At 65.9% G+C, this 14,793-nt stretch carries 14 protein-coding genes; 4 read left to right on the top strand and 10 right to left on the bottom strand.

Annotation, left to right across the window (positions count from 1 at the left end; translation table 11 throughout):
* Positions 1 to 57 precede the first annotated feature (57 nt).
* A complete protein-coding gene (locus ACN20X_RS13920) occupies positions 58 to 948 on the top strand; it encodes a LysR family transcriptional regulator (RefSeq protein WP_473041606.1) in 891 nt (296 codons plus the stop codon).
* A gap of 123 nt (positions 949 to 1,071) precedes the next feature.
* On the opposite strand, the gene typA is transcribed toward ACN20X_RS13920, so the two are convergent.
* The 9 genes from typA to ACN20X_RS13875 all read right to left on the bottom strand — a co-directional run bounded on the left by typA (position 1,072) and on the right by ACN20X_RS13875 (position 12,159).
* A complete protein-coding gene (gene typA / locus ACN20X_RS13915; RefSeq protein ID WP_034364351.1) occupies positions 1,072 to 2,901 on the bottom strand; it encodes a translational GTPase TypA in 1,830 nt (609 codons plus the stop codon).
* 23 nt (positions 2,902 to 2,924) lie between these two features.
* Complete coding sequence (gene truB, locus ACN20X_RS13910) at positions 2,925 to 3,890, bottom strand: tRNA pseudouridine(55) synthase TruB (protein ID WP_047327207.1); 966 nt, start codon at positions 3,888 to 3,890, stop codon at positions 2,925 to 2,927.
* A gap of 4 nt (positions 3,891 to 3,894) precedes the next feature.
* Entirely contained in the window at positions 3,895 to 4,266 is a 372-nt protein-coding gene (rbfA, locus tag ACN20X_RS13905) for a 30S ribosome-binding factor RbfA (protein ID WP_016448883.1), read from the bottom strand.
* Positions 4,267 to 4,272: 6 nt separating this feature from the next.
* The gene (gene infB / locus ACN20X_RS13900; protein ID WP_016448884.1) at positions 4,273 to 7,128 is read right to left on the bottom strand and encodes a translation initiation factor IF-2; all 2,856 of its coding nucleotides are present in this window, start codon (positions 7,126 to 7,128) and stop codon (positions 4,273 to 4,275) included.
* Positions 7,129 to 7,151: 23 nt separating this feature from the next.
* Positions 7,152 to 8,639, bottom strand: coding sequence for a transcription termination factor NusA (gene nusA, locus ACN20X_RS13895; RefSeq protein WP_016448885.1), 1,488 nt, complete (start codon positions 8,637 to 8,639; stop codon positions 7,152 to 7,154).
* 86 nt (positions 8,640 to 8,725) lie between these two features.
* Positions 8,726 to 9,304, bottom strand: a complete 579-nt coding sequence (rimP, locus tag ACN20X_RS13890; RefSeq protein ID WP_026062108.1) for a ribosome maturation factor RimP — start codon at positions 9,302 to 9,304, stop codon at positions 8,726 to 8,728.
* A gap of 278 nt (positions 9,305 to 9,582) precedes the next feature.
* Positions 9,583 to 9,984: a thioredoxin family protein gene (locus ACN20X_RS13885; RefSeq protein WP_016452383.1), complete on the bottom strand. Its 402-nt coding sequence runs from the start codon at positions 9,982 to 9,984 to the stop codon at positions 9,583 to 9,585.
* A 10-nt stretch (positions 9,985 to 9,994) separates the two neighbouring features.
* The gene (locus ACN20X_RS13880; protein WP_016452384.1) at positions 9,995 to 11,335 is read right to left on the bottom strand and encodes a c-type cytochrome; all 1,341 of its coding nucleotides are present in this window, start codon (positions 11,333 to 11,335) and stop codon (positions 9,995 to 9,997) included.
* Complete coding sequence (locus ACN20X_RS13875; protein ID WP_016452385.1) at positions 11,332 to 12,159, bottom strand: c-type cytochrome; 828 nt, start codon at positions 12,157 to 12,159, stop codon at positions 11,332 to 11,334. Before ACN20X_RS13875 ends, ACN20X_RS13880 begins: the two co-directional genes overlap by 4 nt.
* A 168-nt stretch (positions 12,160 to 12,327) precedes the next feature.
* Here ACN20X_RS13875 and ACN20X_RS13870 point away from each other — a divergent pair, with 168 nt between their 5' ends.
* On the top strand, positions 12,328 to 13,317 hold the full coding sequence (locus tag ACN20X_RS13870; protein WP_473210715.1) for a DnaJ C-terminal domain-containing protein: 990 nt from the start codon (positions 12,328 to 12,330) through the stop codon (positions 13,315 to 13,317).
* The gene (locus tag ACN20X_RS13865; RefSeq protein ID WP_047217228.1) at positions 13,314 to 13,649 is read left to right on the top strand and encodes a MerR family transcriptional regulator; all 336 of its coding nucleotides are present in this window, start codon (positions 13,314 to 13,316) and stop codon (positions 13,647 to 13,649) included. Before ACN20X_RS13870 ends, ACN20X_RS13865 begins: the two co-directional genes overlap by 4 nt.
* Positions 13,650 to 13,738: 89 nt before the next feature.
* Here the strand turns inward: ACN20X_RS13865 and ACN20X_RS13860 are convergent, their stop codons facing one another.
* Entirely contained in the window at positions 13,739 to 13,900 is a 162-nt protein-coding gene (locus ACN20X_RS13860) for a hypothetical protein (RefSeq protein ID WP_012204826.1), read from the bottom strand.
* A gap of 246 nt (positions 13,901 to 14,146) precedes the next feature.
* Between ACN20X_RS13860 and ACN20X_RS13855 the strand changes: the two genes are divergently transcribed.
* Entirely contained in the window at positions 14,147 to 14,773 is a 627-nt protein-coding gene (locus tag ACN20X_RS13855; RefSeq protein WP_016448892.1) for a lipocalin family protein, read from the top strand.
* Positions 14,774 to 14,793: the final 20 nt, after the last annotated feature.

Raw genomic sequence — 14,793 nt, 5'->3', positions numbered from 1 at the left:
ATCTTTGAAGTCGCGTCTAAGACTTAATTCAGCATCGCTGATACACGGTGGATATCAATGGACCTGCGCCAACTGCGTCACTTCGTCACCCTGGCCCGCACGCTCAACTACCGGCAGGCGGCCGAGCAGCTGCACATGTCGCAGCCGCCGCTGTCCCAATCCATCCGCCGGCTCGAAGACAGCCTGGGCGTGCAGCTGTTCCAGCGCGACCGCCGGGGCACGGAGCTGACCGAGGCAGGCCGGGCAGCCCTGGAAAGTGCCGAGCTGGCACTGCACCATGCGCGCCAGGTGCAGGAGGTCTCGCAGGCCACGGCCAGTGGCGAGCGCGGCCGGCTGCACATAGGCTTCATAGGCTCGGCCACGTTCTCGCTGATTCCACGGCTGGTGCAGGCCTTTCGCAGCGAATATCCGCTGATCGACCTGGTGCTGACCGAATCGACCACGCGCGAGATCTGCGCGCAGGTGGCCAGCGGCGATTTCGATGCCGGCCTGCTGCGCTACCCGGTGACGCAGGCCACCGAGCTGTCCATCACGCCCGTGGAAAAGGACGAACTGGTGGCCGTGCTGCCCGAAGGCAACCCGCTGCTGCAGCGGCCCGCCTTGCGGCTGCGGGATCTGGCCGACCAGCCATTCATCAATTACCGCCCCAGCGAAGTGCCCGGCCTGCATGCGCTGGTGGTACTGGCCTGCCAGAACGCGGGCTTCATGCCCCAGGTCAAGCAGCATGCGGTGCAGGCCCAGACCCTGGTCAGCCTGGTGGGCGCGGGCCTGGGCGCGGCCCTGGTGCCGGCCGTCGTGGCCAAGGGCAGCACGCCGGGGGTGGTGTTCCGCGCGCTGGCAGATACCGAGAACCTGCCCTCCATCGGCCTGGCCCTGGCGCTCAACCCGCACCAGAGCGCAGCGGCCGGCCAGCGCCTGCGCGAATTGCTGCTGCGGCTGAATGCCTGACGGACGGCCTGGCGGACGGCGTGGCAGAAGCCGCCGCAGAAAAGACAAAGGCCGCGGATGCGGCCTTTGACAATCAGGGCGGCGAAGCCGGCTGGCTTGCGCGCGCCCTCGGCGCCACGGCGCTTATGCGCCTGCGCGCGAAGCGCGCTTGCGCTCGTTCTCGGACAGGTGGCGCTTGCGCACGCGGATGCTCTTGGGGGTGATTTCCACCAGCTCGTCGTCCTCGATGAATTCCACCGCGTATTCCAGCGACAGGTCGATCGGGGGCGTGATCTTGATGGCATCTTCCTTGCCGGACACGCGGAAGTTGGTCAGCTGCTTGGTACGCGTGGCGTTGACCACCAGGTCGTTGTCACGGCTGTGGATGCCGATGATCATGCCTTCGTACACGGGATCGTTGGCCTTGACGAACATGCGGCCACGGTCGTCCAGCTTGCCCAGGGCGTAGGTGAAGATTTCGCCTTCGTCCATGGAGATCAGCACACCGTTCTTGCGGCCGCCGATTTCGCCCTTGTGCGGCTCGTAGCTGTCGAAGATGTTGGAGATCAGGCCGGAACCACGGGTCAGGTTCAGGAATTCGTTGGTGAAGCCGATCAGGCCACGCGCAGGAATGCGGTATTCCAGGCGCACGCGGCCGCGGCCATCGGGTTCCATGTTGACCAGCTCGCCCTTGCGCTCGCCCAGGGCCTGCATCACGCCACCCTGGTGGCCTTCCTCGATGTCGGCCGTCACCAGCTCGATGGGCTCGTGGCGCACGCCGTCCACGTCGCGGTAGACCACGCGGGGCTTGGACACGGCCAGCTCGTAGCCTTCACGGCGCATTTCTTCCAGCAGGATGGTCAGGTGCAGTTCGCCGCGGCCCGACACTTCGAAGATGCCGTCTTCGTCGGTTTCCTTGACACGCAGGGCCACGTTGGAACGCAGTTCCTTTTGCAGGCGGTCCCAGATCTGGCGGCTGGTCACGAACTTGCCTTCACGGCCCGCCAGCGGCGAGGTGTTGACGCAGAAGTTCATGGTCAGCGTGGGCTCGTCGATCTTGAGCATCGGCAGCGGCTGGGGGTTCAGCGGGTCGGTCAGCGTGACGCCCATGCCCAGGTCGGCGATACCGTTGACCAGCACGATGTCGCTGGGGCCGGCTTCGGTCACCTGCACGCGGTCGATGCCCTGGAACTTCAGCACCTGGTTGATGCGGCCCTTGTAGCTCTTGCCGTCAGGACCTTCCATGACCAGCACGTCGGTCGAAGGCTTGAGCGTGCCGGAGGTGATGCGGCCCACGCCGATGCGGCCCACGAAGGTGGAGTAGTCCAGCGCCGAGATCTGCATTTGCAGCGGAGCGGCGGGATCGCCCTTGACCGAAGGCACGTGCTTCAGGATGGTGTCGAACAGGGCCGACATGTCGGGGCCCCACTGCTCGCCCGGAGCGCCTTCTTCCAGCGAGGTCCAGCCGTTGATGCCCGAGGCGTACACCACGGGGAAGTCCAGCTGCTCGTCGGTGGCACCCAGCTTGTCGAACAGGTCGAACGCGGCGTTGACCACGTAGTCGGGACGCGCGCCGGGCTTGTCCACCTTGTTGACCACGAGGATGGGCTTCAGGCCCAGGGCCAGCGCCTTCTTGGTCACGAAGCGCGTCTGGGGCATGGGGCCTTCCTGCGCGTCGATCAGCAGCACCACGCCGTCCACCATGGACAGGGCACGCTCCACTTCACCGCCGAAGTCCGCGTGGCCGGGTGTGTCGAGGATGTTGATGTGCGTGTCGTTCCAGCTCACGGCGCAGTTCTTGGCCAGGATGGTGATGCCACGCTCGCGTTCGATGGCGTTGTTGTCCATCACCGTGTCCACGACTTTCTCGTGTTCGGCGAAGGTTCCGGATTGGCGCAGCAGCTGGTCCACCATGGTGGTTTTGCCGTGGTCCACGTGGGCGATGATCGCGATATTGCGGATTTGTTTGCTCATAGTGTTTTCCCATTGCCGCTGCGTCATGGGCGCGGCGTGTCTTCCAAAATCTGTTGAATTTCCAGTGAACTGAGCAGGCGGGCGGGGATGAGTTCCCCACGCACCACGCGCCCCACTCCCAGCAGAGCCTGTGGCTTCTCGCCATACACAGCCACCGCCTCGGCATCGGCCCAAGCGCCCTTGCGGGGCAGGCCCGTGAGAAAACGGGCCGCATCTTGCTCGCCCAGCGTGACAGCCGTGTGGCTGGCCAGCAAGGCATCGACAGGCTGCAACTGCTGCAGACGCTCGTCCTCGCCCATGGCGGCCAGCGCCTCCAGCGAGATACAGCGCTCGACACCCAGCCCGCCGGTGTCGATACGGCGCAGCGCGCGCAGGTGCGCGCCGCAGCCCAGGGCCTCTCCCACGTCCTCCGCCAGCGTGCGAATATAGGTGCCCTTGCTGCAGGTCACCAGCATCCGGATCGCCGGCTGGCCTTGGCTGTCTTGCGTCAGCGAAAGCTTCAGTGCGTGGATTGTCACTTCGCGCGCCGGTCGCTCGACTTCGATGCCGGCACGCGCATATTCATAAAGAGCCTTGCCGTCCTTCTTGAGCGCGCTGTACATGGGCGGCACCTGGCGGATGGAGCCCGTGAACTGCGCCTGCACGGCGGCAAGCCGCTCGGCCGTGAGGGCGGCGGGATCGATGGCGCGCTCGCGCAGCACCTCGCCCTCGGCATCGGCCGTGGTCGTGGTCTGGCCCAGGCGCGCAATCGCCTCGTAGGTCTTGGCAGCTTCGAGCTGCAACTGGCTGAACTTGGTCGCCGCACCGAAGCACAGCGGCAGCACGCCGGTGGCCAACGGGTCCAGCGTGCCGGTGTGTCCGGCCTTTTCGGCGCGCAGCAACCACTTGACCTTCTGCAAGGCGTCGTTGCTGGACAGCTCCAGCGGTTTGTCGAGCAGCAACACCCCATGCACAGGGCGCCGCTGCACCCTTGTGCGTGGCGCGTTCATGGGGCTACTCTTCCTTCCCGCGCGAGGAGACGGCCTTGGCGATCAAGGCGTTCATGTCGGCCGCACGCTCGGTGGTGCGGTCGTAGATGAAGTGCAGCGTGGGCACGGTATGGATGTGCAGGCGCTTGAACAGGCCGTTGCGCAGGAAGCCTGCGGCCTGGTTCAGGGCGTCCTGCGTCTCCTGCGGATCGCCGATCAGCAGGCTGAAGTAGACCTTGGCGTGGGCATAGTCCGGAGTCACCTCCACGCTTTGCAGCGTCACCATGCCCACGCGCGGGTCCTTCAACTCGCGTGCGATCAGCTCCGCCAGATCCCGCTGGATCTGGTCGGAGACTTTGAAGCTGCGGTTCGGCGCAGCGGACTTGCGTGTTGCCATGTCGAATTACAGCGAGCGCGCGATTTCCTTGATCTCGAACACTTCGAGCACGTCGCCTTCGCGAATGTCGTTGTAGTTCTTGAGCTTGATACCGCACTCGAAGCCCTCCTTGACTTCCTTGACGTCGTCCTTCAGGCGCTTGAGCGATTCGATCTCGCCCGTGTAGATGACCACGTTCTCGCGCAGCAGGCGGAAATGCGCATTGCGCGTAACCTGGCCTTGCGTGATGTACGAGCCAGCCACGGTGCCGATCTTCGACGCCACGAACACGGTACGGATCTCGGCCATGCCGATGATCTCTTCCTTGCGCTCGGGAGCCAGCATGCCGGACATCGCTGCCTTCACCTCTTCGACGGCGTCGTAGATGATGTTGTAGTAGCGCAGGTCCACATCGTTGCTCTCGGCCGTCTTGCGCGCCTGGGCATCGGCCCGGACGTTGAAGCCGATGATGATGGCCTTGGAGGCCAGCGCCAGGTTCACGTCGGACTCGCTGATGCCGCCCACGCCCGAGTAGACCAGCTGCACGCGGATCTCTTCGGTGGAGAGCTTGAGCAGCGATGCGCCCAGTGCTTCCTGCGAGCCCTGCATGTCGGCCTTGACGATGATGGGCAGGGTCTGGACCTCGCCCGCACCCATTTCGGCGAACATGTTCTCGAGCTTGGCAGCCTGCTGGCGAGCCAGCTTGGTGTTGCGGAACTTGCCGGCGCGGTAGGTCGCGATTTCGCGAGCGCGGCGCTCGTCCTGCAGCACCATGAAGTCGTCGCCGGCCTGGGGCACGTCGGACAGACCCTGGATTTCCACCGGGATGGAGGGGCCAGCGGACTTGGTCTGTTTGCCGTCTTCGTCCAGCATGGCGCGCACGCGGCCGTAGGTCTGGCCTGCCAGCACCACGTCGCCCACCTTCAGCGTGCCGGACTGCACCAGCACCGTGGCCACGGGGCCGCGGCCCTTGTCCAGCTGCGCTTCGATGACCAGGCCCTTGGCAGCGGCTTCCACGGGAGCGGTCAGCTCCAGCACTTCGGCCTGCAGCAGGACCTGTTCCAGCAGCTCGTCGATGCCCTGGCCGGTCTTGGACGACACGGCAATGAACGGGGACTCGCCGCCGTACTCTTCAGGCACCACCTGCTCGGCCACCAGGCCTTGCTTGACGCGGTCGAGGTTGGCATCGGGCTTGTCGGCCTTGGTGATGGCAACCACGATGGGCACACCCGCCGCCTTCGCGTGCTTGATGGCTTCCTTGGTCTGGGGCATCACGCCGTCGTCGGCAGCGCACACCAGGATGACGATGTCGGTGGCCTGTGCACCACGGGCACGCATGGCCGTGAAGGCCTCGTGGCCCGGGGTGTCCAGGAAGGTGACGATGCCGCGGGGCGTCGTCACATGGTAGGCACCGATGTGCTGGGTGATGCCGCCGGCTTCGCCTGACGCAACCTTGGTGCGGCGGATGTAGTCCAGCAGCGAGGTCTTGCCGTGGTCCACGTGGCCCATGACGGTGACCACGGGGGCGCGCGACTCCTGGGCAGCTTCCTGCTGGGACACTTCCTCGGCCGTGAAGGCTTCGGGATCGTCCAGCGCAGCGACCTTGGCGGTGTGGCCCATTTCCTCGACCACGATCATGGCCGTGTCCTGGTCCAGGGGCTGGTTGATGGTGACCATCTGGCCCATCTTCATCAGCACCTTGATCAGCTCGGATGCCTTGACCGACATCTTGTGCGCCAGCTCGGCCACGGTGATGGTCTCGGGCACGTGCACTTCGATGGCGCGGAATTCCGTTGCCGCGCTCTGGTGCTGTCCGTCATTGCGGTCATTGCCACGACGGCCGCCACGCGGGCCGCCGCGCCAGTTGGAACGGCCGCCCACGCCACCGGAGCTGTCGCCACGGGTCTTGATTTCCTTCTTCTTGCCATCGCCGGCCCAGCTCGAGGAGAGCTTGGCGGACTTGACTTCCTTGCCGGCGCCGGCAGGCGCGCGCGCACCGGCTCCGCCGGCGGTCGTGCCAGCGGGCTTGTGCAGCGTGGTCTTCTTGGCATCGGCGGCAGCAGGCGCTGCAGGCTTTGCCACGGGCTTGGGCTCTTCGGGCTTCTTGGCCACGAGCACCTTCTTGGGCGCGGCCATCATGGCGCGAATGGCTTCGGCTTCGGCCAGCGCCTTGCGGCGGCGGTCTTCCAGATCCTTGGCGCGTTCGGCTTCCTCGGCCGCACGGGCCTTGGACTCTTCCTCGGCCTTGGCGCGTGCCGCGAGCTGGGCTTCGGCGCGCGCTATCTGGCCGGCAGCCTGCTCGCGCGAGGCTTCCTGCTTAGCGCGGTTGGCCTCGACAATCTTTGCGGCTTCGGCAGCCGCATAGGCGGCTGCGCGCTCTTCGGCTTCGCGCTCGCGCTGTTGGACTAGCTCGCGCTCTTCGCGCTCACGGCGTTGCTGTGCCAATTCTTCCTCCTCCCGGCCGATCATTTCGGCCTGGCGACGTGCTTCCCCTTCGCGGCGCACCAATTCCTGAGATTCGCGCTCCGACGCCGCGCGCTGCTCCTGGGCAGCCGCAACGGCAGCGGGGTCGGAGGCGCCTTCGGCGGCCTCGTCGCGCTTGACGAAGGTGCGCTTCTTGCGCACTTCCACCTGGATGGTGCGGGCGCGGCCCGACGAATCGGCCTGCTTGATCTCGCTGGTGGACCGTTTGGTCAGCGTGATCTTCTTGGCGCCACTTCCGTGGCTGGCCTGCAGATGGCTGAGCAGTTGCTGCTTGTCGCCGTCGGTCAACGCATCCGATGCGTTGTCCTTGGCGACGCCTGCAGCCTTGAGCTGCTGCAGCAACGTGTCAGGGGTCTTGTTGAGCTCTTTTGCAAACTCGGCAACCGTATTACTGGACATAAATGCTCTGAACCTCCCTGACCTTACTCTTGCCCTTCGGTGAACCAGTGCTCACGCGCCTTCATGATCAAAGCCTTCGCTTCTTCCTCGGTCTGCCCGGTCAGCTCGGTCAACTCATCGATGGCCAGATCGGCCAGATCGTCGCGAGTGTGCACATTGGCCTCGGCCAGCTTGTCCACGATCTCCGGAGTCATTCCCTCGAGCGTCAGCAGATCCTGCGACACCTTGCCCACGTTTTCCTCGTGCGCGATTTCCTGCGTCAGCAGGGCATCCTTCGCACGGGTGCGCAGCTCGTTCACCGTCTCTTCGTCGAACGCCTCGATTTCGAGCATTTCCTGCAGCGGCACGTAGGCCACTTCTTCCAGGGTCTCGAAACCTTCCTCGATGAGGATGTTGGCGATTTCCTCGTCCACATCGAGCTTTTCCATGAACAGCTGGCGCGCAACAGCAGACTCGTCCGCCTGCTTTTGCGCAGACTCAGCCGCGTCCATGATGTTGATCTTCCAGCCGGTAAGCTCGGAAGCCAGGCGAACGTTCTGGCCGCCACGGCCGATGGCGATGGCGAGGTTTTCCTCGTCAACCACCACGTCCATGGCGTGCTTTTCCTCGTCCACAACGATGGACGACACATTGGCCGGAGCCAGCGCACCGATCACGAACTGTGCAGGGTCCTCGGACCACAGCACGATGTCCACGCGCTCGCCAGCCAATTCATTGGTGACGGCGTTGACGCGGGTGCCCCGCACGCCGACACAGGTGCCGATGGGATCGACACGCTTGTCATGGCTGAGCACGGCGATCTTGGCGCGGCTGCCGGCATCGCGAGCACAGCTCTTGATCTCCAGCAGGCCCTGCTCGATCTCGGGCACTTCGTTGCGGAACAGCTCGACCATGAACTCCGGCGCCGAACGCGACAGGATGATGGGCGCGCCGCGCAGCGTGGCGTCCACTTCCATGATCATGGCCCGCACGCGGTCGCCGTTGCGCAGGTTTTCCTTGGGGATCATTTCGCTGCGGCGCAGGCGTCCTTCGACACGGCCGGCCTCGACGATGATGTCGCCCTTGTCCATGCGCTTGACCGTGCCCGTGAAGATCCGGTCGCCGCGCGAAAGGAACTCGTTGAGCAGCATTTCGCGCTCGGCATCGCGGATCTTTTGCAGGATGACCTGCTTGGCCGCCATCGCACCGATGCGGCCGATGGGCACCGACTCGATCTCTTCCTCGATGTACTCGCCTTCGGAGATGCCGGGGACGCGGTCCTGTGCGTCCATCAGCATTTCTTCGGCATCGGGGTTTTGCAGGCCCGCATCATCGGGCACCACCAGCCAGCGGCGGAAGGTGTCGTAGTTACCGCTGTCGCGATCGATGGCCACGCGGATGTCCACTTCACCTTGGTACAGCTTCTTCGTGGCTTGGGCCAGGGCCGATTCCACTGCACCGAACACCAAATCGCGCTCCACGTTCTTTTCGCGCGAAATGGCTTCTACCAACATCAACAATTCGCGATTCATGCGACGACTCTCCTATTTCAATCACGCAGAAAGGGGATGGCAATGCCCTTCTGCCCCAATGATTCGACGTACCCTGCCCGCTCCGATCAGACCGGCTTGGCAGAACGCCCCTTGAAATCCACAAGGGGAGCCAGACGCGCCTCGCGCAGCTCCTCCAGCGTGAAACCCAGCGCCTGCAGGGGCGCGGGAACACGCTTCTTGCTGACCCTCTGGCCAGGCTTGACGGGTGGCTCGTCGCTCCAGACGATCTGCCAGCCACCACCTTCGGCACGCTCCAGCGTGCCGCGGAATTTCTTGCGATTGGCGCTGACCTGCCCTTCAGCGGCGGCGCCGATGGGCTCCTTGAGGGTCAGGTCGATGACTTCCCCGACAAAGCGGATGAAGTCCTGCTCATGCCGCAGGGGGCGGTCGATGCCCGGGGAGGAGACCTCGAGGCGCGTGTAATCCGTGCCATCGACCTCCAGCGCGAACTGCAGCTGGCGCGTGATCTTCTCGCAGTCCTCGACTGTCACGAACTGCTCCGGCACCACCGGCTCGCCCTCCACCGGGGGCTGCCAAGGCAAATCAATTGTGACGCGCAACAGCCCGCCTGCCGAGCGTTCTATTTCCACCAGGTCATAGCCCAGACCTGTCACGGTTTGTTCAACGATTTGCTGTAGTGCCACGTGTAATTAAATTCAATCCTGCAAACACAAAAGACCCGGAACGCCCCTGGAACCTTGGCAGCAGCCATGTCCCAACAGCGCCGAGCCCCATGGCAATCCCTAAGGTCGCCCGAAGATCGCCCAAAAAAAAGGGCGGTTGGTACCCGCCCGTTTGGTCGTGAATATGCCATTGTATCCGCAAACGACCTCCAGGCCAAGTTCGCGCCGTACAAAAACAGGCGCTGGCAGGCACTGCGCAAGGCAGCCCAGGCCAGGGCGGACACCCCTCCGCCGGATGCTCAGGCGCCCACGCGCTCAAGCGCCTGCGCCGACTGAAGCCGCCGCAAAAGGGCCTGCGCTTCGGCGGGGTCGGCCGGGGCCGCGCCAGGGTCCTGGGCCAATGACTGCAGCATGCGCGCCACAACGCCCGGCTGGGGCAGCACCGGCCCCAGAAAGCGCGCGCGCTCGCCGTCAGCGATCAGCACAGAGGGAAAGGTTTCGATGTCCAGGTCCCCGGCCACATCCTCGCGGTCCTCGACATCAAGCCAGACGAAGTGCATCTGCGGGAACTGGGTGGCCAGCTCCGCAAACGCGCTCCGGTACTGGTTGCAAACGCCGCACCATTGCGCACACAGGCAAACCACCCACCAGGGGCTGGCTGCCGCGCTGTCGTCCGGCAGCTTGCCGGCCATTGAATCCATGGAAAACCTCTCAGAAACCACGCCCTTCCCGGGCGCGATAAACCTCCATGGTACCGATTTCCGCCGCCTTGTTGCCCCAGGCATTGCGCACATAGCTGGCCACGGCGGCCACCTGTGCGTCAGACAGCACATGGCCAAAGGGCGGCATGCCATGCGGCTGCGGCTGTTGCCGCGTGGACGGGGGATAGCCACCGTCCAGCAGCACCAGCAGCAGGTTGCGCGGCTCGGCCATGGTCACGGAGGCATTGCCGGCCAGCGCAGGAAACGCGCCCGGTGTTCCCTGGCCCTGCGCACCATGGCAGACCGCGCACTGCCGTTCGTACACGGCCCGCCCCAAGGCCATCTGCCCAGGCTGCACAGCCTTGATGGCGCCGTGCCCGTCTGTGCCGGCAGATGGGGCAGCAGCGCCCTGCTCCTGCAGATAGGAAGCCAGCGCCTGCAGATCCTGTGGCTGCCAGTGCTGGGTGCTGCGCGCCACGACTTCGGCCATGGGGCCCAGTGCCGAGCCTGAAGGGCCGGACCCCGTCTGCAGCAACTGCACCCAGGCGGATTCCTGGCCGGCGCGCACACCCGCCTCGCCGGGATCGAGCAGCGAAGGCGCATACCAGGACTGCCCTGCCACAAAGCCGCCGGACATGGCCTGGCCGGAGGCACCCAGGCCATTGCGCGGCGCATGGCAGGCCGCGCAATGGCCCAGCCCCTGGGCAAGATAGGCGCCGCGATTCCAGGCCGGGGCCTTCCCTGGCTGGTCCTGCCAATCCTTCGGCGAGAAGAACAGCGCCCGCCAGACGGCCAGCGACCCCTGCCAGCCATAGGGAAAGTCCAGCGCATGCGGCGGCGTCTGCGCGCGCACGGCGGGCAGGCTTTGAAGATAGGCGAACAAGGCGTCCGAATCGGCGCGCGTCACGCGGGTGTAGCTGTCATACGGGAAGGCCGGATACAGCAGGCGCCCTTCGCGCGAGCGCCCGTTGTGCAGCGCACGCCAGAAGTCCTGCGCCGACCACAGCCCCAAGCCCGTCTCCTTGTCGGAGGTGAGATTGCTGGTGTACAGCGTGCCGAACGCGGTGGGCAAGCCCCGCCCGCCCGCATATTCGGCACCGCCCGCCGCCGTGTGGCAGCCAGCGCAGTTGCCTACCCGCGCAAGGTAGGCGCCGCGCTCGACCAGGGCGGCCCGTGTTTCGGTCGATCCTGACCAGCCGCCGTGGCCATAGGCATGAACCCCCTGCTCCCCCCGCAGGTTGAGCCAGACCAGCAGCAGCCCCACCAGGACCAGGGCCAGGACCACAAGAGCCAGCAGGGGCCACCGCCCGCGTACGCTCGCGCTGGCCGGATTTTCCACTTGGACACTCATGGCCTGCCCTCCTGACCGCCCACAGCGGCCACCGCACCGCAGCGCAGCGGCAAGGAGCGCGCCAAGGCCTCATGTCCTCCCGGCGTCGCCGATGCAGGCCGCGACGACAGCCATGCCGTGACGGCCACGACTTCCTGCGGCGTCAGCGCCTTGGCCACCTGGTCCATGCAATCGGGAGCGGCCGCCTGGCGCTGGCCCGAGCGCCAGGCGCCGATCTGGCTGTTGAGATAGTCGCGTGACAGGCCCAGCAGACCCGGGATATCGTCGCCCGCGCCCATGAGCCGCTGGCCATGGCAGGCAGCACAGGCGGGCAGGCCCCGCTGCGCGTCGCCCTGCAGCACCAGCTGCTCGCCACGCGCGAGGTCGGCGGGCGGCAGCTGCGCCGGCACGGGCGGCGCATAGGGCAGCTCAAGGCTTGCGAAATGCACGGCGATCTGGCGCAGATAGTCGTCCGACATGAATTCGATCAGCCGGTTCATGGCCGGATAGCTGCGGCGCCCCTGCTGGAAATTCTTGAGCTGGCGGTAAAGATAGCCCGCAGGCTTGCCCGCAATGCGAGGAAAGTAGCCGCTGGGTGTGGCCCGTCCCTCGGGACCATGGCAGGCCGTGCAGGCCAGCACCCTGGACGCCATGGAGCCCACATCGGGCAGAGGCGCACTGACCACGGCGGGGGGCAGGTCCGCCATCGGCACGCCCGGTGCCGGCTGGGCGGACTGCGCCATCACGCCGCATGCACAGGCCGCCAGCCATGCGCCCAGCAAGCTCCTTGCCCCCTTGACGCCTGAAAGCCCTGTCCCGTACCGCCATCGCCTGCCATGTGCCATGTCCGACGCCTCCTGTTGCGTCCTGCCGACGCGCGAATGTAGTAAACCCGTCACAAGATGCCAGTCCAGCAGGAAAAGGCCCATCGGTTGAGACCCTGCCATGACCGGGCTATGCTGGCTTCTGGCTTGTCCAGAACATCGCCCGCAAGGGCTGGAGGACGGAAATTCATGGAATACAAGGACTACTACCGCATCCTGGCCGTGGACCGGCAGGCCAGTGCTGACGAGATCAAGAAGGCCTACCGCAAGCTGGCGCGCAAGTACCACCCGGACATCAGCAAGGAAGCGGATGCCTCGCAACGCATGGCCGAGATCAATGAAGCCAACGCCGTGCTGTCCGATCCCGAAAAGCGTGCCGCCTACGACGCGCTGGCCGATGCGCCCCGCCGCAGCGCAGGCGCCGGCGGATTCCAGCCGCCACCGGACTGGGAAGGTCAGGACTTCCACTTTCGCAGCGGCGATGGCGCCATGCCGGACGGCGATGCGGATTTCAGCGAATTCTTCTCGCAGATGTTCGGCCAGGGCGCCCGCGCGCGCCATGCGGGCGGCGGGCAGCACCGACCTCCACCCGACCTGCGCGGGCAGGACCAGCACGCCAGCATCGAGCTGGACCTGCTGGACAGCTACCACGGCGCCCAGCGCAGCCTGCACCTGCGCAGCACGGTGCTGGATGAGGACGGGCGGCCGGTGGCGCGGGACAAGGAATTGCAGGTCAGCATTCCCAAGGGGGTGCGCGAAGGCCAGATGATCCGTCTGGCCGGCCAGGGCGGCCAGGGCCTGGGCAAGGGTCCTGCAGGCGACCTGCTGCTGCAGGTGCATCTGCGTCACGACCCGCGCTGGTGGGCCGAGGGCAAGGACGTCTATCAGCCCATCGCGCTCGCGCCCTGGGAAGCCGCGCTGGGCGGCACGGTCCGTCTCGCCACGATTGCCGGCGAATTCGATGTCGGCATCCCTGCCGGCAGCCGCGCAGGCCGCAAGCTGCGGATCAAGGGCAAGGGCTTGCCCGCCGCCACGCCGGGCGATCTGTATCTGGTGCTGGGCATCAGCCTGCCGGAGCCGCAGACCGACGCCCAGCGAAAGGCCTATGAGGCACTGGCCCAGGCCTTCCCCTCGTTCGATGCCCGCCAGCACGGCACGGGCCAAGGAGCCACGCGATGAGCACGCCGCTGTATCCCTTCTACGAGCCCGCAGAACTGCTGGGCGAAGGCGCTCTGGACCTGCAGGATCTCGCACGCCACTGCCAGCGCAACACCGCCTGGGTGGTGGAGCGCGTGCAGACCGGGGTGCTGTACTGCGAGAACGAGCCGGCCGGCGACGCGGCCGACGCGCAGGCACAGTGGCGCTTCAGCAGCCACATGCTGGTGCGTGCGCGCCGCATTGCCCATCTGGAACACAGCTTTGATGCAGACCCCCAACTGGCTGCGCTGACAGCAGACCTGATCGAGGAAGTGCAAATGCTGCGCCGCAAGCTCCAGGCACTGCAGCACTGAGCGCATTCGCCCCAAAAGCAAAAGCCCTCTTTCGAGGGCTCTTGCTTTCAGAACGCGGCCGCAGCAGGCACGCACGCGGCCCGCCGTGCTCAGCGGTGACGCTTGCCGGGGTTCTTCTTGGTATGGGTGTGGGCGCCACGGGCGCGGCTCACGCGCTGGCCACGGCCGGGCGTCGGCAGGGTGACGCCGTTGGGCAGGGGAGGCTGGGGAGTGAACTTGCGGTCGGCTTCGGTAACGATCTTGTTGCCCATGGCATTTCCTTCTTCAAAAAAATGAGAACGCGCAATTAGGCCATAGACCTGCAGGCCCGCGCATAAAAAAACACATGGCCTGCTCCGGCATAGGGAAAGTTCCTGCGTTGCGCAGCCCGCACAGCCGCAGTTCCGGCAGCGCCGGCCTACACCGCGGCCCGGCGTTCTGTCCTAAAGTAGGAGCACGCTGCCAAGCGCACATGATGCCCCTGGCATGCGCTCTGCCTGAACACGGAGTTCCGCACGATGTCACCCCGCCAACCACGCACAGAAGTCACCACCCCGTCCACACCCCGCCCTGCCTGGGTTCGGCCCGCGGCAGGCCTGGCTGGGCTTGCCGTCGGGGCCGCTGCAGCCGCCTTGCTTTGGAAGGGCCTGCGCAACCCGCCCATTCCTGCCACAGTGGAGCCCGTACGCGGCTGGGACATCCAGCGCTACATGGGCCGCTGGTACGAGGTGGCCCGCATAGACCACCGCTTCGAAAAAGGCCTGGAGCGCACCCAGGCCGAATACACGCCGCTTCCCGATGGAAGCGTGCATGTGCTGAACCGGGGCTACGACGCAGGCCGCCGGCGCTGGAAGTCCGCTGAAGGCAAGGCCCGCACGGTGCATGGCCCCGGCGTTGCGGCGCTCAAGGTCTCGTTCTTCGGACCGTTCTACGGCGGCTACAACGTGGTGGCCCTGGATGCCGACTACCGCTGGGCCATGGTGGTCGGCTCGGACCTGCGCTATTTCTGGATTCTTTCGCGCACCCCTGAACTGCCCGATGGCGTGGCAGCGCGCCTGCTGGCCCAGGCCCGGCTGCTGGGCGTGCCCGTGGACAAGGTGCAGTGGATTCTTCAGGACGGGGTCAATCCCACAGGCAGCTGGTAGCGGCCCGGCGGCAGGCCGGC

Source organism: Delftia sp. PX-1, from assembly GCF_055797465.1.
Note: the sequence above shows the minus strand (reverse complement) of the source record. Positions and strands in the feature narration are given on the sequence as shown.

Bases quoted from the DNA above. Each gene is read 5' to 3' on its own strand.
- ACN20X_RS13865 (WP_047217228.1), top strand. From the start codon at position 13,314: ATGAGCACGCCGCTGTATCCCTTCTACGAGCCCGCAGAACTGCTGGGC.
- ACN20X_RS13870 (WP_473210715.1), top strand. From the start codon at position 12,328: ATGGAATACAAGGACTACTACCGCATCCTGGCCGTGGACCGGCAGGCC.
- ACN20X_RS13880 (WP_016452384.1), bottom strand. From the start codon at position 11,335: ATGAGTGTCCAAGTGGAAAATCCGGCCAGCGCGAGCGTACGCGGGCGG.
- ACN20X_RS13875 (WP_016452385.1), bottom strand. From the start codon at position 12,159: ATGGCACATGGCAGGCGATGGCGGTACGGGACAGGGCTTTCAGGCGTC.
- infB (WP_016448884.1), bottom strand. From the start codon at position 7,128: ATGTCCAGTAATACGGTTGCCGAGTTTGCAAAAGAGCTCAACAAGACC.
- typA (WP_034364351.1), bottom strand. From the start codon at position 2,901: ATGAGCAAACAAATCCGCAATATCGCGATCATCGCCCACGTGGACCAC.
- ACN20X_RS13855 (WP_016448892.1), top strand. From the start codon at position 14,147: ATGTCACCCCGCCAACCACGCACAGAAGTCACCACCCCGTCCACACCC.
- ACN20X_RS13920 (WP_473041606.1), top strand. From the start codon at position 58: ATGGACCTGCGCCAACTGCGTCACTTCGTCACCCTGGCCCGCACGCTC.
- ACN20X_RS13885 (WP_016452383.1), bottom strand. From the start codon at position 9,984: ATGGATTCAATGGCCGGCAAGCTGCCGGACGACAGCGCGGCAGCCAGC.
- nusA (WP_016448885.1), bottom strand. From the start codon at position 8,639: ATGAATCGCGAATTGTTGATGTTGGTAGAAGCCATTTCGCGCGAAAAG.
- truB (WP_047327207.1), bottom strand. From the start codon at position 3,890: ATGAACGCGCCACGCACAAGGGTGCAGCGGCGCCCTGTGCATGGGGTG.
- rbfA (WP_016448883.1), bottom strand. From the start codon at position 4,266: ATGGCAACACGCAAGTCCGCTGCGCCGAACCGCAGCTTCAAAGTCTCC.
- ACN20X_RS13860 (WP_012204826.1), bottom strand. From the start codon at position 13,900: ATGGGCAACAAGATCGTTACCGAAGCCGACCGCAAGTTCACTCCCCAG.